Source organism: Roseobacter sp. OBYS 0001 (genome assembly GCF_019654895.1).
Taxonomy (GTDB): Bacteria; Pseudomonadota; Alphaproteobacteria; order Rhodobacterales; family Rhodobacteraceae; genus Roseobacter; species Roseobacter litoralis.
Genome location: NZ_BPES01000007.1, coordinates 122,614 through 141,858, shown reverse-complemented (window position 1 = coordinate 141,858; position 19,245 = coordinate 122,614). Strand labels below are relative to the sequence as shown.

20 protein-coding genes and 1 tRNA gene are annotated in these 19,245 nt (G+C 58.0%); 16 read left to right on the top strand and 5 right to left on the bottom strand.

The window, feature by feature from the left end:
* Window positions 1-67 precede the first annotated feature (67 nt).
* The 6 genes from K5Q35_RS14960 (at window position 68) to K5Q35_RS14935 (ending at window position 5,726) form a co-directional block, all read left to right on the top strand.
* Entirely contained in the window at window positions 68-937 is an 870-nt protein-coding gene (locus tag K5Q35_RS14960; RefSeq protein WP_011567149.1) for a branched-chain amino acid ABC transporter permease, read from the top strand.
* A gap of 7 nt (window positions 938-944) precedes the next feature.
* Complete coding sequence (locus K5Q35_RS14955; RefSeq protein WP_013962532.1) at window positions 945-1,922, top strand: branched-chain amino acid ABC transporter permease; 978 nt, start codon at window positions 945-947, stop codon at window positions 1,920-1,922.
* The gene (locus K5Q35_RS14950; protein ID WP_011567151.1) at window positions 1,919-2,701 is read left to right on the top strand and encodes an ABC transporter ATP-binding protein; all 783 of its coding nucleotides are present in this window, start codon (window positions 1,919-1,921) and stop codon (window positions 2,699-2,701) included. Before K5Q35_RS14955 ends, K5Q35_RS14950 begins: the two co-directional genes overlap by 4 nt.
* A 12-nt stretch (window positions 2,702-2,713) precedes the next feature.
* Window positions 2,714-3,427 carry an ABC transporter ATP-binding protein gene (locus K5Q35_RS14945; RefSeq protein ID WP_374758633.1) on the top strand — a complete coding sequence of 238 codons (714 nt, stop codon included), beginning with the start codon at window positions 2,714-2,716 and terminating at the stop codon, window positions 3,425-3,427.
* 6 nt (window positions 3,428-3,433) lie between these two features.
* Entirely contained in the window at window positions 3,434-4,117 is a 684-nt protein-coding gene (locus tag K5Q35_RS14940; RefSeq protein ID WP_220800124.1) for an aspartate/glutamate racemase family protein, read from the top strand.
* Between the two features lie 316 nt (window positions 4,118-4,433).
* Window positions 4,434-5,726, top strand: coding sequence for a sorbosone dehydrogenase family protein (locus K5Q35_RS14935; protein ID WP_220800123.1), 1,293 nt, complete (start codon window positions 4,434-4,436; stop codon window positions 5,724-5,726).
* A gap of 450 nt (window positions 5,727-6,176) precedes the next feature.
* On the opposite strand, the gene K5Q35_RS14930 is transcribed toward K5Q35_RS14935, so the two are convergent.
* Window positions 6,177-6,374: a hypothetical protein gene (locus K5Q35_RS14930; protein ID WP_148264357.1), complete on the bottom strand. Its 198-nt coding sequence runs from the start codon at window positions 6,372-6,374 to the stop codon at window positions 6,177-6,179.
* Window positions 6,375-6,426: 52 nt separating this feature from the next.
* On the opposite strand from K5Q35_RS14930, the gene K5Q35_RS14925 reads away from it, so the two are divergent.
* Together K5Q35_RS14925 and K5Q35_RS14920 are read left to right on the top strand one after the other, a co-directional pair.
* On the top strand, window positions 6,427-6,963 hold the full coding sequence (locus K5Q35_RS14925; protein ID WP_259650549.1) for a PA2169 family four-helix-bundle protein: 537 nt from the start codon (window positions 6,427-6,429) through the stop codon (window positions 6,961-6,963).
* A gap of 178 nt (window positions 6,964-7,141) precedes the next feature.
* Window positions 7,142-8,119 carry an ABC transporter ATP-binding protein gene (locus tag K5Q35_RS14920; RefSeq protein ID WP_259650548.1) on the top strand — a complete coding sequence of 326 codons (978 nt, stop codon included), beginning with the start codon at window positions 7,142-7,144 and terminating at the stop codon, window positions 8,117-8,119.
* 194 nt (window positions 8,120-8,313) lie between these two features.
* Here the strand turns inward: K5Q35_RS14920 and K5Q35_RS14915 are convergent.
* Window positions 8,314-8,403, bottom strand: a tRNA-Ser gene (locus tag K5Q35_RS14915).
* Between the two features lie 196 nt (window positions 8,404-8,599).
* On the opposite strand from K5Q35_RS14915, the gene K5Q35_RS14910 reads away from it, so the two are divergent.
* Genes K5Q35_RS14910 through K5Q35_RS14880 form a run of 7 tightly spaced genes read left to right on the top strand, consistent with a single transcriptional unit; the run spans window position 8,600 to window position 15,005 of the window.
* Window positions 8,600-9,442 carry an SPOR domain-containing protein gene (locus K5Q35_RS14910; RefSeq protein ID WP_220800122.1) on the top strand — a complete coding sequence of 281 codons (843 nt, stop codon included), beginning with the start codon at window positions 8,600-8,602 and terminating at the stop codon, window positions 9,440-9,442.
* Between the two features lie 20 nt (window positions 9,443-9,462).
* Window positions 9,463-10,632 (top strand): D-alanyl-D-alanine carboxypeptidase family protein, encoded by a 1,170-nt coding sequence (locus tag K5Q35_RS14905; protein WP_013962540.1) that lies wholly within the window; start codon window positions 9,463-9,465, stop codon window positions 10,630-10,632.
* Complete coding sequence (tmk, locus tag K5Q35_RS14900) at window positions 10,629-11,267, top strand: dTMP kinase (protein ID WP_220800121.1); 639 nt, start codon at window positions 10,629-10,631, stop codon at window positions 11,265-11,267. Before K5Q35_RS14905 ends, tmk begins: the two co-directional genes overlap by 4 nt.
* The gene (locus K5Q35_RS14895; RefSeq protein ID WP_220800120.1) at window positions 11,264-12,370 is read left to right on the top strand and encodes a DNA polymerase III subunit delta'; all 1,107 of its coding nucleotides are present in this window, start codon (window positions 11,264-11,266) and stop codon (window positions 12,368-12,370) included. The genes tmk and K5Q35_RS14895 overlap by 4 nt, the downstream gene beginning before the upstream one ends.
* 33 nt (window positions 12,371-12,403) lie before the next feature.
* Entirely contained in the window at window positions 12,404-13,210 is an 807-nt protein-coding gene (locus K5Q35_RS14890) for a TatD family hydrolase (RefSeq protein ID WP_220800119.1), read from the top strand.
* Entirely contained in the window at window positions 13,210-14,010 is an 801-nt protein-coding gene (locus K5Q35_RS14885) for an MBL fold metallo-hydrolase (RefSeq protein ID WP_220800118.1), read from the top strand. The genes K5Q35_RS14890 and K5Q35_RS14885 overlap by 1 nt, the downstream gene beginning before the upstream one ends.
* Window positions 14,011-14,069: 59 nt before the next feature.
* Window positions 14,070-15,005, top strand: coding sequence for an AEC family transporter (locus K5Q35_RS14880; protein ID WP_220800117.1), 936 nt, complete (start codon window positions 14,070-14,072; stop codon window positions 15,003-15,005).
* Here K5Q35_RS14880 and K5Q35_RS14875 read toward each other — a convergent pair.
* The 3 genes from K5Q35_RS14875 to K5Q35_RS14865 are packed head-to-tail and all read right to left on the bottom strand — an operon-like array spanning window position 15,002 to window position 17,945.
* Window positions 15,002-15,754 carry an Asp/Glu racemase gene (locus tag K5Q35_RS14875; protein ID WP_220800116.1) on the bottom strand — a complete coding sequence of 251 codons (753 nt, stop codon included), beginning with the start codon at window positions 15,752-15,754 and terminating at the stop codon, window positions 15,002-15,004. The two genes, K5Q35_RS14880 and K5Q35_RS14875, sit on opposite strands and share 4 nt — an antisense overlap.
* On the bottom strand, window positions 15,751-16,908 hold the full coding sequence (locus K5Q35_RS14870; protein WP_220800115.1) for a Xaa-Pro peptidase family protein: 1,158 nt from the start codon (window positions 16,906-16,908) through the stop codon (window positions 15,751-15,753). Before K5Q35_RS14870 ends, K5Q35_RS14875 begins: the two co-directional genes overlap by 4 nt.
* Complete coding sequence (locus K5Q35_RS14865) at window positions 16,905-17,945, bottom strand: pyridoxal-phosphate dependent enzyme (RefSeq protein WP_220800114.1); 1,041 nt, start codon at window positions 17,943-17,945, stop codon at window positions 16,905-16,907. Before K5Q35_RS14865 ends, K5Q35_RS14870 begins: the two co-directional genes overlap by 4 nt.
* A gap of 124 nt (window positions 17,946-18,069) precedes the next feature.
* Here K5Q35_RS14865 and doeA point away from each other — a divergent pair, with 124 nt between their 5' ends.
* Entirely contained in the window at window positions 18,070-19,245 is a 1,176-nt protein-coding gene (gene doeA, locus K5Q35_RS14860; RefSeq protein WP_220800113.1) for an ectoine hydrolase DoeA, read from the top strand.

Here is a 19,245-nt window from a genome sequence, read left to right as displayed (position 1 = left end):
CGGCATTGCCCGGAAGCAGTTCCCACCCGACGGATCGTTCGGGGTTAACCACAGAAAGAAAGTGCTCATGGAACAGGTAATGGCCAATGGGGTCTATCTGGGATCTCAGTATGCGATGATCGCACTCGGATTGACCCTGATTTTCGCCTTGATGAATGTTCTCAACTTTGCCCATGGGCAGATGTATGTCATCGGCGGGTTCGTCACATATACATTTTACGGACAATGGGGCGTGCCGTTTGTACTGGCCCTGTTCATGTCCTGCATGACGCTGGCTATCATCGGCGCGCTGATTGAACGATACCTATTCGCCCCGGTGATCAAGGGCTCTGCGCGGGAAGAAAGCACGATGCTGCTCGCGGCGGGTATCGCGTTTTTGCTGGATGCGCTGATACTGTTGATCTTTGGCGAAAAGCAACGCGGTGTTCCCAAGATCGTCGACGGAGTCTTCAACTGGGATTTCCGCCTGATCATGCCCTATGACCGTATATTGATCTGCGTGCTCGCCATTCTCTCAATCGTCGCCTTCATCGCCCTGATGCAATATTCCAAGACGGGCCGCGCGCTGCGAGCGCTGGCGCAAGACCGCACAGCCGCGCAATTGATGGGCGTCAATGTTGACCGCTATTCGATGATCGGTTTCGCGCTTGGTGCCATGCTGGCGGGACTGGTCGGTGGCTTGCTGGTCACGATCACCGGCGTCAACCTTGGCATGGGCGGTCCGACCTCGATCAAAGCCTTCATGATGGTGATGATTGGGGGCGCTGGTGTGATTTCGGGTGCGATCTGGGGCGGGTTCATCCTCGGCTTCATGGAAGCCTTCGGCCTCGCTTACCTGTCGCAATACGGTGACATCACATATCTGCTGATCTTTGTATCGCTGATGATTTTCCTCGCGATCCGGCCTCAGGGCCTGATGGGCAAACCCTGGGGGTGATGGCGTCATGAACTTTTCAAAAATCCAAATCCTCGGCGTTCTGGCCTTTCTGGCTGTGGTCTTCGTGGGCATCCCCATCTTCATCGCAGCAACGGGCCGGTGGGACTTTTACTTCACGCTGACCTCTGTCGCGCTGCTGGCGATTGCAAGTGCGGGCGTCTGGCTGACCTTCTATATCGGCCGGATCAACATCGGACAGGGCGCATTTGCGCTGGTCGGGGCCTATGTCTCTGCGATCCTCGTGGTCAAGGCGGGGTGGTCCTTTTGGATCTCGCTGCCAGCGGCAGGGCTCTTCGCGGCCTTGGTTGCGGTTCTGATTGGCCTGCCGATCCTGCGCCTGCGGGGGGTCTATTTTGCGATGATCACCTTGGTGTTGACGCAGGTGGCGACGTTGACTGCACTGGCCCTGCCCATCACGAACGGGGCCAAGGGCATCACCAATATCCCCCTGCCCGGCGCGATCTCGGTCTTTGGCATTCCGCTGGTTCCTGATTTCGCCACGTTGGAAAACTCCCGGATGGCGTTCTATTTCACGGCAGTCATCCTGATGGTCATCACTTACGCCGCACTTTACCGGCTCGTGAACTCGCGTCTGGGGCACCTGTGTCGCTCCATGCAGCAGAACGAGGAGCTGGCCAGCTCCATCGGGGTGAACATCACCTACATCCGCATCCTGATCTTTGCGATCTCCAGCTTCTTCGGGGGCGTGGGGGGCGCGATGTTCGGGTCGATCTCGCAGTCGGTCTACCCTGCGACCTTCGTGGTCAAGGACTCGGTTGATTTCATGCTGAACTGCTTCCTCGGCGGCCTGGGCTTTGTCTTTGGCCCCATGCTCGGGACACTGGTTCTCTATTTCGGCTGGGACCTGCTGTTTGAATTCGGAAAGTATCAGATGCTGATCTATGCAACGCTGCTGATCCTGATCATCCGGTTTCTGCCAAACGGGTTGCTGAGCCTTCGTTTCGGTAAAGGAGGTGGCAAATGAGCGCGCTTCTTCAGGTCAAGGACGTCACCAAGAAATACGGCGGCCTGATCGCCAACAACGCGATCAGCTTCGATGTGGCGGAAAACGAAATCCTGTCGGTGATCGGGCCAAACGGGGCTGGCAAATCAACCCTGTTCAAGATGATATCTTCGTTCACGCCGACTTCGTCTGGCGAGGTGCTCTATCGGGGCGAGCGTATCTCCAACCTCAAACCCCATATCGTCGCACGCAAGGGCGTGGTGCGGACCTTTCAGGAAACTACGATTTTCAAAAGCATGACCGTGCGCGAAAGCGTTGTCGTGGCCCAGCACCTGCGTGCCAAGGCGTCCCTTGCGGGATACTTCTGGGGCTCGAAAGTCGCCCATGACGATATCACGGCCTTTGAGAAATACGCCGACGAACTCCTCGAATTTCTGGGAATGAGCGAGATCAGCGCCGAACAGGCCAGCAACCTGCCGCAAGGTAGTTTGCGCGCGCTTGGCATTGCAATCGGGCTTGCGACAGACCCAAAGGTCTTGTTGCTTGATGAGCCTTTCGCGGGCATGAACCATGATGAGACCATGCGCATGGTCGATCTGGTGCGCTCCGTGCGCGATGAGCGCGGCGTGACGGTCATGCTGGTCGAACACGACATGCCAGCGGTCATGACCATCTCGGACCGGATTGTCGTGTTGAACTTTGGCGAAAAGATTGCCGAGGGCACACCGTCCGAAATCCAGAACAATGAAAAAGTCATCGAGGCCTATCTGGGCAGCGCCGACGACGAAATCGGGATGTAGACCATGACAGCCATGTTGGATTTCAAAGACGTCGAACTTTACTATGACCATGTCTATGCGCTGAAAGGTGTCTCGCTGACCGTCAATCAGGGTGAAACCATCGCGTTGATCGGCGCCAATGGGGCGGGCAAATCCTCGATCCTGCGCGCCATCACGGGGCTTGCCAAACCGGCCAAAGGTTCGGTGAGTTTTGAGGGCGAGCGTGTCGATGGCACCGACCCCTCCGATATCGTGAAACGCGGCATCGCGATGGTTCCCGAAGGACGCCGTGTCTTTCCCTATATGTCGGTCAAGGACAACCTGATGATGGGGGCCTTTACGCGCAGCGATAAATCCGAAATTCAGGACACGCTCGACAGTATCCTGACCCGTTTTCCCCGCCTCAAAGAGCGGTATTCACAAGCCTCGGGAACGTTGTCCGGCGGTGAGCAGCAGATGATGGTGATCGGACGCGCCCTCATGGCAAAACCCAAGCTGTTGCTGCTGGATGAACCCAGCCTTGGCATCGCGCCCAAACTCGTGCAGGACATTGCGCGCTCGATCGTGGCAATCAACCGGGATGAAGGTGTCTCCGTGTTGCTGGTCGAACAGAACTCGCGCATGGCGCTGAGCATCTCACACCGGGCTTATGCGATGGCGACCGGTAATGTGGTGATCGAAGGCAACTCCAAGGATCTTTTGCATGATGACCGGATCAAAGCCGCATATCTTGGCGGCGAGGTCTGACTGCGCATGAAAATCCTGATTATCAATCCGAATACAACAGCCTCCATGACCAAAAAGATCGGGGTGGCGGCGCGCGCGGTTGCACGCCCGGACACCGAGATTGTCGCGACCAATTCGCAATCCGGTCCTGCCAGCATTCAGGGGTTTCTGGATGTGGCAACCTGTGTGCCGGGGCTGCTCGAAGAGATCGCGCGCCACCCGGATGTCGACGCCATCGTCATCGCCTGTTTTGACGACACCGGGCTTGACGCTGTGCGCACGCAAGTCTCCGTGCCGGTCCTTGGGATCGGCGAGGCCGCTTATCACGCCGCCAGCATGATCGCCAACAAGTTCAGCGTGATTACCACCCTGTCCCGGTCCGTACCCGGCTTGGAAAACAACCTGATGAAATACGGGCTCGCTCAGAAATGCGCGCGTGTTCGGGCAACGGATATCCCCGTGCTCAAGCTCGAAGAAGGCGATCCGGCCACACTGTACAAAATCCGCTCGGAAATCCGTGTGGCCATTGAACAGGACGGCGCAGAGGCGATCGTTCTGGGATGCGCAGGCATGGCGGACCTGATGTCAGATCTGAGCGCTGAGTTCGGCCTGCCCGTTATTGACGGGGTCGCCGCCGGCATCACCTTCGTTGAAGCTTTGGTGAACAACGGGCTCAGCACTTCGAAAATCGGCGCATACGCCAGCATGTAATCGGTATTGGCCTGCGCGTTCCGCGGCGGCCAATACCAGACCCGAAACGTCGCACCCCGACATCAAACCAAGTGCCTGTTGGGGTGTTTTATCTGACGACGTCGTCGCCAACCTCTTGAAGCGTTCGGCGTCGGATTTCGAGCGACCTCACCCCTATAACGTCTTGCTATACCGAGAATTTCTACCAGAGAGGGAGAAATTCATTGACCGTTCGACAGACCGACACCTAAGGTTAACGTCTCGGCGCGTCCGAGCAGAGACTGCTCAGGGAGGGCCTTCCCGGGCAAGCTAAGACTTTAAATTCTGGGAGGAAAAAATGGCTCATTACACATCTATCTCCGCGCTGTCTGTTGGTGCGGCACTTCTCGCGGGAACGGCGCTGCTACCCGCGTCCGCTTTTGCGCAAAACGGCATGAACACCACGAGCCTGCAGTATGAGGTCGTGCTGGAGGGGCTGAACGAGCCATGGGACATGGCCTTCCTTGATGATGGCACAATGCTGTTCACCGAGAAATGCTCGGGCCTGTCGGTGCGCCTGCCCGACGGGTCGGTCAATGCGCTCTACGGTGTGGGTGAGACCGCAGGCTATGCCTCAAATGGCGCGGACCTCTTTTGCGAAGGTCAGGCAGGCATGATGGGCGTCGCCTTCGATCCGGATTTCGCCGACAACCGCCGCATCTATGTCTATTCGACGTCGAATATGTCGGACCCGCACACCAACCGGCTGATGCGTTTCACGCTGAGTGAGGATTTCACGGCAGTTTCGGATCGAACAGACATTGTCGATGACGTGCCGTATAAAATGGCGGCTTCGGATCACCCTTTTGGCGGCCCCGGCGCACATAACGGCGGGCGTGTGCGGTTTGATGCCAATGGTCACCTTTTCCTGACCACGGGCGACACCCACAACGGTGAAGTTCCGCAAAGCCCGACGAAGATGGGCTCGAAAGTTCTGCGCATGGATACGGATGGGAACGCGATCGCTGAAAACAGCCCCCCCGACGGTTTTGACGCACGAACCTACACCTACGGCCATCGCAACGTTCAGGGGATCGCGTTTCACCCCGAAACAGGCACCGCAATCGCAGCTGAACACGGGCCATGGCATTCTGATGAGATCACGGTCCTCGAAAATGGCGGCAATGCTGGCTGGGACCCTCGGCCAAACATGGCAGGCCGTGGCGACTGCCCGGACAACTATTGCGGCTATAGCCCCAATCAGGAAACCGGTATGAACCGCTATGAACGGGCGGCCTCCATGCCAATGACGGATTTCGACACATATCCTGACGCGATGGCGCCGATCTGGAACAACAACGGCTGGTCGCAGGGCACCTCGTCGGCTGCGTTTCTGGAAGGTGAGGCCTGGGGCGACTGGGACGGCGCGATGGTCGTCGGGATCATGGGCATCGGCTTCGGCGGCACCCCCATCGGCCAACGCATCGATGTTATCATGTTCAATGACGACAACACGGATGTTGAGGACGTCACTGAGATGACCCTCCCTATGGAATCGGGACGCTTCCGCTCGGTCGTCATGGGTCCTGATGGCAGCCTTTACACGGCCATCGATGAAGGTGAGATCTACAAGCTGACACCCGGCGGGTAGTACCTCGTGTAACCATGCGGTATCGGCGCATGGTCCAAATTAAGTTGATCAACGCTTCCCCAATGTCGGAGCGTTGATCGCGCCCCCTGTAGAGTAAAAGACCGCTTCACTGCCGGGCACGGTGCGCCTTTAACGCTTGCGAACCGTCGATTTTGCAGAACTGCACGGAGGCCAAGGATGGTGCCTTTCGTGCTCGCAACGCCACTCAAGTCTTCCTTATCGAAAGCACGATCTTGCACCAACGGGGCGTTGAAGCAGGATGAGGATAAAAGCGTTCGGTTCTGCCGATCGGCTGAGTTGCTGGGCCGCTGTATCTTTGCCCAGCAGGGGCCGCTTTGTCGCACACGCTCAGGTGCCGGCGCGCCAGAACGATGGCGAGAGGGGTTTCCAGGGGACGACCCAGACCACCAACTGGGGGTTCAGCGGCACGATGGGCTGGGTCTTCAGACCTTAGGAACGCTTTGTCACGCCATATGGGTCCGTCACAGATTGGTCTGGCTTTAATCTGGGGTCAGGCGTCGTGCGCGCAAGGCTGGAGGGCCGGTCGTTGTCGCTGTCCAACTCACGCTCTGTACGCCATTTGCTCCATAGCGCGAATGCGATGGCGGCACCCAGAGTGGCAAAAGTAAGGATTGGTAATAGTCCCATTGTGTATCTCCTCTTAGCTACATCGTTGCGGTGACAACGCGCCATCCGTTCCATGGTTCCACCGCAGCACGACTATTTTTCTTGGAACGTTTTACCTGTCACTGCGTTGGTCAGCCAAGCAACCAATGGAGGATTTTCGATGAATATCAAATCAAGCAACGGAATTTTCGGAGACGACGCTGAGCGCGCTTTGCAAACTCTTATGACCCGGTTGAAGGACGTAAAGAACGGGTTTGAAAAATTGGTTTCAGAGGCGCAGGAAGACCTCGAACCTATCGCTCGCGAGTTTAAGGCGCTGCACGACAAACACATCGACAAACTGCGCGGCAAGCTGGAAGAACACGGCTACGACGTCAGCGAAGATGGCTCTTTCATGTCGCAGGTAAACGAAGCAGTGATTGCAGCGCGATCTTACTTCGGAACGGTGGATGAGAACGTGATGGCGTCGGTGCGCAATGGTGAGCAGCACGTGATCAACGCCTTCGATGACGCCATTAACAAAGTAGAAAACAGTAAGCTTTGTGACGAACTTGGCGCGATGCGCAGCGAACTGCGCGACTGTGTCGAGCGGACGCGCCATATCGGCTAAGTCTCACCAGATCACCGGGCGGTCCTCGCCCGGCACCCAACCTTGTGAACAGGTTTATCATAACTGGTGCACCTTGTTCGGGGTTGGGCCTTTCCAGCATATTTTTGAATGGTTCGCATACGTCCCCGACGTGGTGAAGGGAACATCGGTCGTTTCAATACGTTGACCGGCTGCATTAATGAAAGCCATTGAAATGATCACATCAGGATTTACGCAAAAACCGCGCGAAGTTGTAAAAACTGGAGATGACAGCGCGGCCTCGTCACTTCTGACCTACGTGCGGCGCATGACCGGATGGCATCAAGTCGCGGTGTGTACTCTGGCAGCCTTCGTTGCGCTCCTCAATCTCGCGCCGATTGAGTTACAACGCCGCATTGTGAACGAAGTGGTTGAAACACGCGATGTTTCGGTTCTGGTGCAATTCGGCATCGCCTACTCCGTGATTATCTTGATGCACCAAGCTTTCAAATACGCCTTGTGGCTTTATCAATCATGGCTCACCGAAAGCACCAACCGGTACACCCGCGCTCACCTTCTCACACTATATGGCGACAAAAGCAGCTCCGCCGAGGACGGCACTGGACGCGCTGTGTCGGTGGTGGGTGCAGAGGTTGAAAAGCTGGGTGGATTTGCAGGCGAAGCGCTTTCGGGTGCCTGCGCCAACGGTGCCATGTTGATTGGTATTGCCGCCTACATGCTCTACGTGGAGCCGCAGATTGCCGTTTTCGCACTTGCATTCCTGATCCCCCAGGTGGTGATCACGCCTTTTTTACAACGTAAACTCAACGTGTTGATCGAAGAGCGTGTCGTGCTGTTGCGCGATCTCGGGGACGGCATCTCAGGCATGAAGACAGACGCAAGCTCGGACCCTGACCATGTTGTGAACAGCATCTTTACAAATCGGATGCGGTTTTTTGTCTTAAAGTTCGCAATGAAATCCGCTTTGAATTTGCTCAACGCTTTAGGACCGTTGACCGTTTTATTGCTCGGCGGGTATCTCGCCATGCAAGGCGACGTTCAGCTTGGCGTCATTGTCGCTTTCATTTCTGGCTTCGAGAAAATCTCATCGCCACTGCGCGAGCTCATCGGGTTCTACCGGATCACGGCTCAGGCGAATGTGCAGCACCGTATGATCGCTAAGTGGATGGCGTCGTAAATCATTATGGGCTCCCTCAATCCGTTGGCCGCCGAGCAAGAAATCGGTGAGCAACGCGGAGCCAAGCGTTGGATTGCGCAGTAGACGCCGAGCAATCGTGGAGTAAATTGTGGAATACTGTGAAGGAGAAGAAAGCACGTAATTCCCTCGCATCCCTTCTACTTGGATTACATCTCTGGAATACCCAAGAAAGATGGCGGAGGAGGTGGGATTCGAACCCACGGTACGCTTTCACGCACGCCGGTTTTCAAGACCGGTGCATTCGACCACTCTGCCACTCCTCCGGTGGCACCCTCCTAGTGGGTGATAACCGATTCTGAAACCATGAATTTTCATTGCTGACGGATCGGGGATTATTGCCAGTTTGCCCTGTTTCACCTTCCCAGAGCGTTGATCCCAAGCTAAGTTAGCCCAAAGACCCTGTTCAAATCGGGGCGATGAGGTAACTCGCCCGTGCGGCAATCAGGCTAGGACAGCAAAATGAGCATATCTCAATTCCCTCCTTTTATGGCGATTTGCGGCCTCAGACTTCCCGCTATGATTGCGCTCAGCGTTTTATTGTCTGGCTGTGACGACGCAGGTTCCTTCGATGTGCAAAGTGTTTTCAAGGCTGGTCAGGATGAGGCGAACACCACCCCTGAACCCACTGCGAATACAGACTTCACAGAAAAAGATGTTGAAGCCCCCGAAGTCTTTTCGGCTCAAGAGGCCGGTTTGTGGGATGGGCGTCCGTCGTTGGGCGGCGTATGGGTCGCGCACCCGGATGTCGCGGAGCCTGAACGCGTGTTGATCCGCAATCAGGTGAATGGGCAATCGGTCGTGGGCGCGCTATTTCGCAGGGAACGTGACATACCGGGCCCGCGCTTGCAGTTGTCGTCTGACGCAGCCGAAGCGCTCGGCGTACTGGCAGGCGCACCGGTTGAGTTGAATGTCGTGGCCTTGCGCAAAGAAAAAGTTGCCGTATCCCCACCCGAACCGCAAACACCACAAACCGAAGAGACGATCACCGAGACGCTGGACCCGATCGCAGTCGCCAGTGCCGCCATTGACGCAGCCGAACCGGTACAATCCAGCTTGCCTGTATCGTCGCTCGACAAACCCTATGTTCAGGTTGGCATCTTCAGCGTCGAGACAAACGCAGAGCGTGTCGCACAACAAATGCGCAGCGCTGGAATGGTGTCATCCGTGCGCGCACAGGAATCCAGCAGTAAAGCGTTTTGGCGGGTGTTGGTCGGGCCGGCCAGCACGGCATCAGAGCGCAAAAAACTGCTCGCACAAATCAAGGCAGAAGGCTATTCAGACGCCTATGCCGTAACAAATTGATCCGTCAGCGAGGAAAAAATATGTTTCGTATCGTTCTTGCCGCTTTTGTTCTGGTCGCATCAACATTGAGCGCAGCCGCCTTTGAAACCAGAGCCGGTGCTGCCTTTGTGATGGATCAGACGACCGGCACCGTGCTGCTCAATAAGAATGCCGACGCGCCCTTGCCGCCGGCCTCCATGTCGAAATTGATGACGCTTTACATGGCATTCGAGGCCGTGCGGCGGGGCAAAGCCGACGGCGGGCTGGACCTGAATGAGCTCTTACCCGTGTCAGAACACGCACAGTCCTATGGCGGTTCCAGCATGTTCTTGCGCTCGGGCGAAACGGTCAGCGTTGAGGATTTGTTGCGCGGTATCATCGTGGTCTCCGGCAACGATGCCTGCGTGGTCATTGCCGAAGCGCTTTCCCCCGATGGAACGGAATACGGGTTTGCACGCATGATGACACAACGGGCACAGCAACTTGGCATGAACAATTCCACCTTCATCAATGCAAGCGGGTGGCCGCAAACCGGGCATGTGATGTCCATGCGCGATCTCGCCATTCTTGCAGACCGGCTGATCACCGATTTCCCTGAGTTCTACCCGATGTTTGCAGAAACCGAGTTTCCATTCGACAACCGCGTGCCCAGCAACAGCCGCAATCGCAACCCGGTCCTGACCATGGGCATTGGGGCGGACGGGCTTAAAACCGGCCACACGCAAGAGGCCGGATACGGTCTTGTCGGGTCGGCCAAGCAGGGCGACCGGCGGGTTATCTTTGTGATCACCGGGTTGGAGACTACAGCGGCGCGTGCGCAGGAAAGTCAGGCCATCGTAAACTGGGCCTTCAGACAGTTCGCCATGCGCGACATTGGCAAGGCAGGTCAGGAATTTGCCAAGGCGGACGTCTGGATGGGCAGCAGCCCACAGGTCGGGCTGGTCGCAGCCGAAGACATGAACGTGTTGATGCCCGCCCTTGCGGATCGTGAAATTGAGGCCGAGGTCGTATTTACCGGACCGATCGAGGCCCCAATTGCCAAAGGCGATCCGCTGGGAGAGCTCGTTTTCACCCCCGAGGGGTTGCCGGAAATGCGCCTGCCGCTTGTGGCCGATCAAGACGTGCCGAGTGGCGGTTTTGTCAGCCGCATGATGACAGCAGCCATGGTTCTGGTCACGACGCTGATACAGGGGCCAGAGGGGCAGTCGTGATATCGCGCGCAGGCGACACCGGACTTTTCATCACCTTTGAGGGCATCGACGGGTCGGGCAAATCCACCCAGTCCAAAAGGCTTGCCGAACACTTGCGCGTCAGGGGCCACGAGGTCGTCGAAACCCGCGAACCGGGTGGCTCTCCGGGGGCGGAGGAAATCCGCGCGCTTGTCTTGCAGGGCGATCCCGACCGCTGGTCCGCTGAAACGGAGATCCTGTTGTTTACAGCCGCACGGCGCGACCACATGGAGAGGTTGATCCTCCCGGCCCTTGCGGATGGGAAAATCGTCATATGTGACCGGTTTGCCGATAGCACGCGCATGTATCAGGGCCTCTCGCGCGGGGATTTGCGACAGGTCGTGGATACGCTGCATGATCTGATGATTGGCCGAGAGCCTGACCTCACCGTACTGATTGATATGGACCCGGCCATTGGACTGTCCCGGGCGCTATCGCGGCAAACAGCCGATGAGCGTTTTGAGGCCTTTGGCGAGGATTTGCAGGCCAAGATGCGCGCCGGTTTTCTGGCACTGGCGCAAGAGTTCAAGGCGCGTTTTCGCCTTGTGGATGGGGGGCGTGATGCGGACAGCGTCACCCAAGACGTGATCAACGTCGTCGATCAGGCGTTGGCATGACAGCCCCGGATCAAATCGAAGGGGCACCGCACCCGCGCGACACGCTGCAGGTTTTTGGTCAGGCGACTGCCGAGCAGACCTTTCTGGATGCCTTTGCCACGGGGCGGCTTCATCACGCGTGGTTGCTGACTGGGCCACGCGGGGTCGGCAAGGCGACACTGGCATGGTCCATTGCGCGGTTCCTGCTGGCCACGCCGCTGCAAGAAGACGATGGCCTTTTCGGTGCACCACCGGCCCCCACATCCCTCGCGATTGACCCCGAGCATCCTGTCGCAAGACGGATTGTAGCGGGCGCAGAACCGGGTCTGAAATCCATCATTAGGTCCGAAAATGAAAAAACCGGGCGGATGCGTGATGTCATTTCTGTCGACGACATCCGCAGCCTGTCTTCGTTCTTTCAACTTTCCGCCACAGATGGCGGGCGGCGGGTGGTCATCGTGGATGCTGCGGATGACATGAACCCACAGGCCGCAAACGCCCTGTTGAAGATGCTTGAGGAACCCCCGGCGCGCGCCACGTTGATCCTGATCAGCCATCAACCCTCCAGTCTTTTGCCCACGATCCGCTCTCGGTGCCGCGTGTTACGCTTGGGCACGCTGCCGCCCGACGACATGCAAAAAGCCTTTACGCAGGCGGGGATTGATCCTGGCGGGAACGCACCTGCATTGGCCGAACTGTCGGGCGGGTCGGTTGGGGCGGCTGTACGACTGTCAAACCTCGATGGCCTAAAGACATATGCCGAGCTTGTTCAACTCATCAACGCGCTGCCACAGTTCGACCGGGTGCGCGCATTGAAACTGGCCGAAGCGGCCGCCGCGCGCGGGGCTGAGACCAAGCGTGATCTGCTGTTCGTGCTGCTCGATTTGCTTATGTCGCGTCTGGCGCGCGCCGGGGCAACTGGCCTGCCCCCTTCGGTCGAGGCCACGCCCGGCGAGGCGGCAACCTTGATGCGGCTCTCGCCAGACCCTGCCGCCGCGCGCGCCTGGGCCGAGATCGCGCAGGAGACCGGCGCACGTGCGCGCCATGGACTTGCAGTGAACCTTGACCCTGCGGCTCTCGTCCTAGATACCCTCATCAAGATCAGCCAAACACGTGTGACCTAGCACACGATGCGCGGTGGCAGTATTGAGCAGACCATGAGCACGCAACCACATATCACCGACAGCCACTGCCATCTGGATTTTCCCGATTTCGAAGGGCGCATCGACGAGGTTGTGGCCAATGCCGCCGAGGCTGGCGTCATGCGCATGGTGACGATCTGCACCAAACTAAAGAACGAACCCGATGTGCGCGCCATCGCAGAGGCACATGCACCGATCTTTTATGCCGCCGGAACGCACCCGATGAGCGCCGCAAGTGAACCGCTGGCGAGCGTTGATGAGCTTATCACGCTTGCGCAGCATCCAAAGTTTGTGGGTATCGGCGAAACCGGACTCGATTACCACTACACCGCCGAGAGTGCGGAGGTGCAGAAAACCTCGCTCCATACCCATATCGATGCGGCGCGGGAAACCGGTTTGCCACTGATCATCCACGCGCGTGATGCGGATGACGATATGGCCCGCATCCTGCGCGCGGAATATAATCGTGGCGCATTCACCTGTGTGATGCATTGCTTTTCATCCTCTGCCGAATTGGCCACAGCAGCGCTTGATCTGGGGTTTTATCTTTCGATGTCGGGCATCACGGCCTTTCCCAAATCTCAGGCCCTGCGCGACATTTTTGCCGCCGCCCCGCTTGATCGCATTCTGGTAGAAACCGACGCGCCTTATCTGGCGCCCCCACCCCATCGGGGCAAGCAAAACGAGCCTGCCTATACCGCCCACACAGCGCGGCGGGCAGCGGAAACCTTCGGGATGGACTACACCGAATTTGCAGCGCAACTTGAGTTGAATTTCGACCGCCTATTCGCCAAGGCCGCAGCCTTTGAGGCCGCCGCATAATGAATGAAATACAATTCACCATATTAGGATGCGGATCATCCGGCGGTGTGCCACGGCTCGGTGGCCTCTGGGGTGATTGTGATCCGAACAATGCCAGAAACCGGCGGCGGCGGTGTTCATTATTGGTCGAACGCATTGGCGCTGATGGCAAAACCACCGTGCTGATTGATACATCCCCTGACGTGCGCGAACAGCTTCTGGGTGAAAACATCGGGCGACTTGACGGCGTTGTCTACACCCACAGTCACGCCGATCATGTACACGGTATCGACGATTTACGCATGATCGTTTTCAACATGCGCGCGCGCCTGCCCGTCTGGGCTGATATCCCGACAAAAGACGCGTTGATGCAGCGCTTCAGCTATGTTTTTGTGCAACCGGAAGGGTCGAATTACCCGCCCATCCTCGATATGAACATTATTGACGGGGATGTGACGATTGACGGTGCCGGGGGCCCTGTGACGCTATCGCCGTTTTTGGTTGGACATGGCGGCATGGACGCGCTGGGGTTTCGGATCGGTGATGTCGCCTATCTGCCGGATGTGGCGCATATTCCGGATGACGTCTGGACCAAATTGGACGGTCTGGACTGCTGGATCGTAGATGCGCTGCGGCGCGACCCGCATCCAACCCATTCCCATCTGGCGCAGACGCTTGAATGGATTGAACGGCTCAAACCGAGGTCTGCCGTGCTCACGAATATGCATATCGACCTTGACTACGAAACGGTGATGGCGGAAACGCCGGATCACATACAACCGGCCTATGATGGCCTGCGGCTGACCTACCCCGTTACCTAGGCGCACCCTTATTTTGACCACCCTCGCCGCCCAGACCCGCAGCGGCATAAAGAGGCACCATGCAAACCCTTCTTGATGTCATCCTGCCCGTCTTTCTCGTAATCGGGTTCGGATATGTCGCCGTGTGGAGAGGGTTCTTTCCGGTATCCGGCATAGACGGTGTCATGCGGTTTACCCAAGGGTTCGCTATCCCCTGCCTGCTGTTCAAGGCCATCGCAGAAATAGACCTGAGCAATTCCTTTGACCCCGGCCTTTTGGTAAGTTTCTACGCCGGGGCCACATTGTGTTTTATTGCAGGCATGGCTGGTGCACGCCTGTTGTTCAAGCGCGACTGGGAAGACTGCGTTGCCATCGGCTTTTGCTGTTTGTTTTCGAACTCGGTGCTGTTGGGCTTGCCGATCACGGAACGCGCCTATGGGGCGGATGCGCTCACCGGGAACTTTGCAATCGTCGCGCTGCATTCGCCCTTTTGTTACGGCCTTGGCATCACCGTGATGGAGATTACCCGCAACCGGGGCAAATCCCCGCTGCTGATGGCCCGTTCGGTGGGTCGTGCGATGTTTCGCAACGGACTGGTCATCGGGATTGCGCTGGGGTTTTTGGTCAATGTCACGGGCACGCCGATACCCGGTGTGGTCAATGACGCGCTATCGCTGATCATTCAGGCGGCGTTGCCTGCGGCCCTTTTCGCCTTGGGCGGCGTTTTGATACAATACAAACCCGAAGGCGATCTGCGCGCCATTGCCATGGTTTGCGTGATCGCTCTGATCCTGCACCCTGCCCTGATGTGGGGGTTTGGCACAACACTGTCGGTGCCGCCGGATGCTTTCCGCTCGGGAGTGCTGACAGCAGCCATGGCACCGGGGTTCAACGCCTATATCTTTGCCAACATGTACGGTCGCGCCCGGCGGATTGCGGCCTCTTCGGTCTTGCTGGCAACACTCGGCTCAATTTTCACGGTATGGGTCTGGTTGATGCTGTTGCAAGGTATCTAGGCGCGCGTCTGGTCAAATAGCCTGCCCGGGGCCTGTGTCGATGCCTGCACACCTGCAAGCTTCATCATATGCCACGCCAGAACCTGATTGCTGCTCAGAACTGGCAGATCAAGGCCGGTTTCAAGCCTTTCAATCACATCCAGCGTGCGCAGGTTTGTGCAGGACAAAAACAAACCATCCACGTCGGCCTGTTCCATCAAGGTCATTGCGGCACTTTCCACGGACGCAGGGTCAATCCGGACGACCGCTGACTCAGTGCTGACCTCGAAACTACCGACCACATCTGTCGTGATACCGCCATTCGACAGGGCCGCGCGCAGCGTCTCTGACACCACCAGCACATAGGGCGACAATAGAGCCAAACGCTTGAGCCCGAGGTATTCGCAGGCTGCAAGCAGGCTTGAGAGAGGCTGCGTTACGGCCCGCGTGTCGATGCTGTCGCAGATACGGGACGCCACGTTGTCCACGCCAATCTGTGCTGTGCCCGACGTACATCCGTAACCCACAGCATCGAAGCTCAAACCAGCGGGCAAGAACCCTGCCGCTGTGCTCAGGTGCGCTTCCATGGACGCGAGCGTATCGCGCGTCACTTCCGGATCTGACGGGACACGGCTGACCATGAGTTGTGCATCTTGCGGCAGCAACCGGCGCATATCGCGTTCAATGGTCTCATCAGATTGCAACACAATCAAACCAAGACGCGCGCCGCTCGGCTCGCTGAGGTCGTAGGGGAAAACCTGCGGGGTCATGCGGGCAGTACCATCATCTCGGGACCTGCAGGCGTTGACAGCCATTCAGCGCAGTCCTCCCGGATCACGATGTTTTCCTCATGCACAAGGATCCGCCCGTCACCCAGATCAATGCCGGGTTCCAGCGTCAGGACCATTCCGGCCTGCAGCACCGTGTGATCCTGCGCGATCAGCGAAGGCGGTTCTGTCAGTTGCAGACCTAGCCCGTGACCAAGCCGCCCCGCATCCGATCCGCCCTGCCCGTCCGTTACGATATCATCCATCACCCTGAAAAGATCAGCGGCGGTGCAGCCAGCTTTGGCCACATCAAAAGCCGCCTGTGTCGCCGCAATCAAGCGTGCATGGGCCGACATAGTGGCAGGCGACGGCGGCCCGATCGAGAAATTACGGTCAAAATCGCAAAAGTACCCATCCCGCACCAATCCTGTGTCCAGCATCAGAACATCGCCTGTTTGCAGAGGGTTGTCAGTCGCGGGCGAGATCACATCGCGCACCCCGCCCGGCCCCGCACCCCCTGCCAGATAGGGCACCCAATCGGCCCCCTCGTCGAGGCACAGCATCTGAAACCGCCGGAAAACATCACGCAAAGACGTGCCTGCCGATGCAATTTCCGGCACACGGGCAAAGGCGCGATCCGCCACGCCACAGGCCTTTGCGATACGCGAGATCTCCGCTTCTGATTTGACCATCCGCTGCGCTGCCATCAGATCGCCGTCACCCACGAACACCCGCCCGGCGGCGGCTGCTTGCAAGCGCTGCCAGTCTTGCAGCGGCATCCGCAACTGCGTTCCGCCGCCACCCGGCACTGCAATGCGCGCGCCCTTGGGAACCGTTTCGCAAAGCGTTTGCGCCAGCAACGTAACGCCGTCATCCTCGTAATTCGGGGCGCGCCAACTGCGAATTTCACTGATCCAAGTGGTTTTCATGAGTGCTTTGCCGATGGACGGGATGACAGCAATCGGAACACCTGTCGCCGGGACAATCACGAACCACGGGCGCGTCGGACTTTCCCAAAATCGCGTCATGAAACCCGTGATATACCGCACATCAGCCTCAGTGGTGAGGAGCAGGGCGGCAATATCCAGCGACGCCATGCGGTTTTGCACCTGCTCTGTGCGCAGCCGGTATTCACTGGTTTCGAACGCCGCGCTCACGCGGGTTCAGGCTCTTCACTCAGGATCAGCAGTACGCGAGACGTCTCGTCCAGCTTTAACGCGCCCGCGCCGGACAAAAGCCCAGCCAACCCAGCTGCCCCCGAAGGCGTCGAGGCAAAGCCCTCTTGTGCGGCGCGCGCAGCGCTCGCCAGCCCTTCGGCTTCGGAAATCGTCATGAAACAATCCGCATCCCGCGAAAGGCTTTTGAGCGCTATCAGCGAAGGCTCCTTGCAATCCAGACGCCCCATCGCTGACACACCACCCTTGGCAACAATCGGGCCGCCCGCTTGGATGGAAGCGCTGAGCGCGGGCGCGCGGTCAGGTTCAACCACCACAATGTGCGGAGCATCCCCCCAAACCTCTCGTGCATGTGCTGCAGCTGCCCCCGCCAATCCGCCGACACCGGCTTGCAAAAAGATATGCGTGGGCACATGGGGGATCTGCGTGACAGCCTCCGCCATCAAAATGAGATACCCCTCCATCAGGCGATGCGGCCGAGTGCTGTAGCCGGGCCATGAACTGTCCGACAATAGAATATAGCCATTGTCGGAAGCGGCTTTTGCAGCAGCCGCCATGCTGTCTTCGTATACTGCCCCCTCGCGGACCACCTGCGCGCCATGGCTGCGCAGCCTTTCGGCAAAGGCCTCGGGAACTGTCTCTGCGATATAGACACAGGCCTTGGCCCCAAAGGCCGCAGCCCCCGCCGCAACCGACAGCCCATGATTGCCCGCACTGGCGGTGACATAGGTTTTGCCCTGTGCGTCACCAGATTGCGCATCAGAGGCAATCACATAAGCGGCCCCAAGTGCTTTGAAGCTGCCCAACCCCATACGCCGCCGTTCGTCCTTGATGTGAACAGATGCAACACCAATGGCCTTGGCCAATGCTGCAGCGTCGCGCAGCGGTGTTTCGGCGGCTTTGGGACAGCGCGCGACCAGATTAACAGGCCGTGCCGCATCCGCAGCAGTCCAAGGCATGTCATCCAGATCGGGGTGCAAAAGACCTGAGCCGCGGTACGGGTTTTGAACAATTTTCATGCGGTCCATTGCTACGGCAATCCCAATCGACGTCAATGCTCTCAAAAACAAACGATCACGCAAAATCGCTGGTGAGTGTGCCAAGTCATGCTAACCTCATCGCAACCGACCCTTTGGAGGGCCTATGCCCAAGCTCCCCTTTAGTCGCGCGGAATATGACGCGCGCCTGACCAAAACACGCAACGAGATGGCGCGCCGGGGTCTCGACGCGCTCTTTGTCACTGATCCGTCGAATATGGGTTGGCTGACGGGATACGATGGTTGGTCTTTCTACGTGCATCAAGGTGTTCTGTTGACGCTGGAGGGAGAGCCGATCTGGTGGGGCCGGGCCATGGACGCCGTCGGGGCTGGCCTGACCACCTATATGACCGCTGAGAATATTCGCGGATACGATGACACATACGTCCAGAACCCGGACAAACACCCGATGGAGGACCTTGCGCATTTGATCCGCGAACAAGGCGCTGAGACCTTTTCCATCGGGCTTGAGTTGGACAATTACTATTTTACCGCAGCGGCTTACCTGACTTTGCAGCAGTCTTTGGGCCGCGCAACATTCAAAGACGCCACGGGTTTGGTGAATTGGCAGCGCGCCGTCAAATCAGATACTGAAATCGAATACATGCGCCGGGCCGCGCGCATTGTTGAGCACATGCACGGCGTGATCCGCGCGCGTGCCGAACCCGGAATGCGCAAAAACGACCTGATTGCAGATATCTATCACGCCGCCATCTCGGGCGCTGAGGGTCATTGGGGCGACTACCCGGCGATTGTGCCCATGGCCCCATCCGGCATGGACGCCACGGCCCCCCATCTGACATGGGACGACAGCCCGCTGCGCGCCGGGGAAAGCACGTTTTTTGAGATTGCCGGAGCGTATAAAAGATATCAATGTCCGCAATCGCGCACGCTGTTTCTGGGCAAGCCACCGCAAAAATATCTCGATGCGGAGAAAGCCGTACTCGATGCCATCTCTGCGGGACTGGAACAGGCAAAACCCGGCAACATGTGCGAGGATATCGCGCATGCGTTCAACCAAACACTCGATAAACACGGGTTCAAAAAGGACAGCCGCTGCGGCTATGCTATCGGCTTGTCCTATCCCCCCGACTGGGGCGAACGCACGATGTCCTTTCGCACCGGCGACAAGAGCGTGTTGGAGCCGGGGATGAGTTTCCATTTTATGCCGGCCCTTTGGCTCGAAGATGGCGGTTTGGAAATAACCGAACCGATTGTGATCACACAAACCGGTGCGGAATGCCTGTGCACCACGCCGCGCGCGCTGGTCATCAAGGAGTAA

Excerpts from the sequence above, each read along its gene's own strand:
- K5Q35_RS14960 (WP_011567149.1), top strand. The coding sequence starts at position 68 with ATGGAACAGGTAATGGCCAATGGGGTCTATCTGGGATCTCAGTATGCG.
- K5Q35_RS14955 (WP_013962532.1), top strand. The coding sequence starts at position 945 with ATGAACTTTTCAAAAATCCAAATCCTCGGCGTTCTGGCCTTTCTGGCT.
- K5Q35_RS14950 (WP_011567151.1), top strand. The coding sequence starts at position 1,919 with ATGAGCGCGCTTCTTCAGGTCAAGGACGTCACCAAGAAATACGGCGGC.
- K5Q35_RS14945 (WP_374758633.1), top strand. The coding sequence starts at position 2,714 with ATGTTGGATTTCAAAGACGTCGAACTTTACTATGACCATGTCTATGCG.
- K5Q35_RS14940 (WP_220800124.1), top strand. The coding sequence starts at position 3,434 with ATGAAAATCCTGATTATCAATCCGAATACAACAGCCTCCATGACCAAA.
- K5Q35_RS14935 (WP_220800123.1), top strand. The coding sequence starts at position 4,434 with ATGGCTCATTACACATCTATCTCCGCGCTGTCTGTTGGTGCGGCACTT.
- K5Q35_RS14930 (WP_148264357.1), bottom strand. The coding sequence starts at position 6,374 with ATGGGACTATTACCAATCCTTACTTTTGCCACTCTGGGTGCCGCCATC.
- K5Q35_RS14925 (WP_259650549.1), top strand. The coding sequence starts at position 6,427 with ATGGTTCCACCGCAGCACGACTATTTTTCTTGGAACGTTTTACCTGTC.
- K5Q35_RS14920 (WP_259650548.1), top strand. The coding sequence starts at position 7,142 with ATGAAAGCCATTGAAATGATCACATCAGGATTTACGCAAAAACCGCGC.
- K5Q35_RS14910 (WP_220800122.1), top strand. The coding sequence starts at position 8,600 with ATGAGCATATCTCAATTCCCTCCTTTTATGGCGATTTGCGGCCTCAGA.
- K5Q35_RS14905 (WP_013962540.1), top strand. The coding sequence starts at position 9,463 with ATGTTTCGTATCGTTCTTGCCGCTTTTGTTCTGGTCGCATCAACATTG.
- K5Q35_RS14895 (WP_220800120.1), top strand. The coding sequence starts at position 11,264 with ATGACAGCCCCGGATCAAATCGAAGGGGCACCGCACCCGCGCGACACG.
- K5Q35_RS14890 (WP_220800119.1), top strand. The coding sequence starts at position 12,404 with ATGAGCACGCAACCACATATCACCGACAGCCACTGCCATCTGGATTTT.
- K5Q35_RS14885 (WP_220800118.1), top strand. The coding sequence starts at position 13,210 with ATGAATGAAATACAATTCACCATATTAGGATGCGGATCATCCGGCGGT.
- K5Q35_RS14880 (WP_220800117.1), top strand. The coding sequence starts at position 14,070 with ATGCAAACCCTTCTTGATGTCATCCTGCCCGTCTTTCTCGTAATCGGG.
- K5Q35_RS14875 (WP_220800116.1), bottom strand. The coding sequence starts at position 15,754 with ATGACCCCGCAGGTTTTCCCCTACGACCTCAGCGAGCCGAGCGGCGCG.
- K5Q35_RS14865 (WP_220800114.1), bottom strand. The coding sequence starts at position 17,945 with ATGAAAATTGTTCAAAACCCGTACCGCGGCTCAGGTCTTTTGCACCCC.
- doeA (WP_220800113.1), top strand. The coding sequence starts at position 18,070 with ATGCCCAAGCTCCCCTTTAGTCGCGCGGAATATGACGCGCGCCTGACC.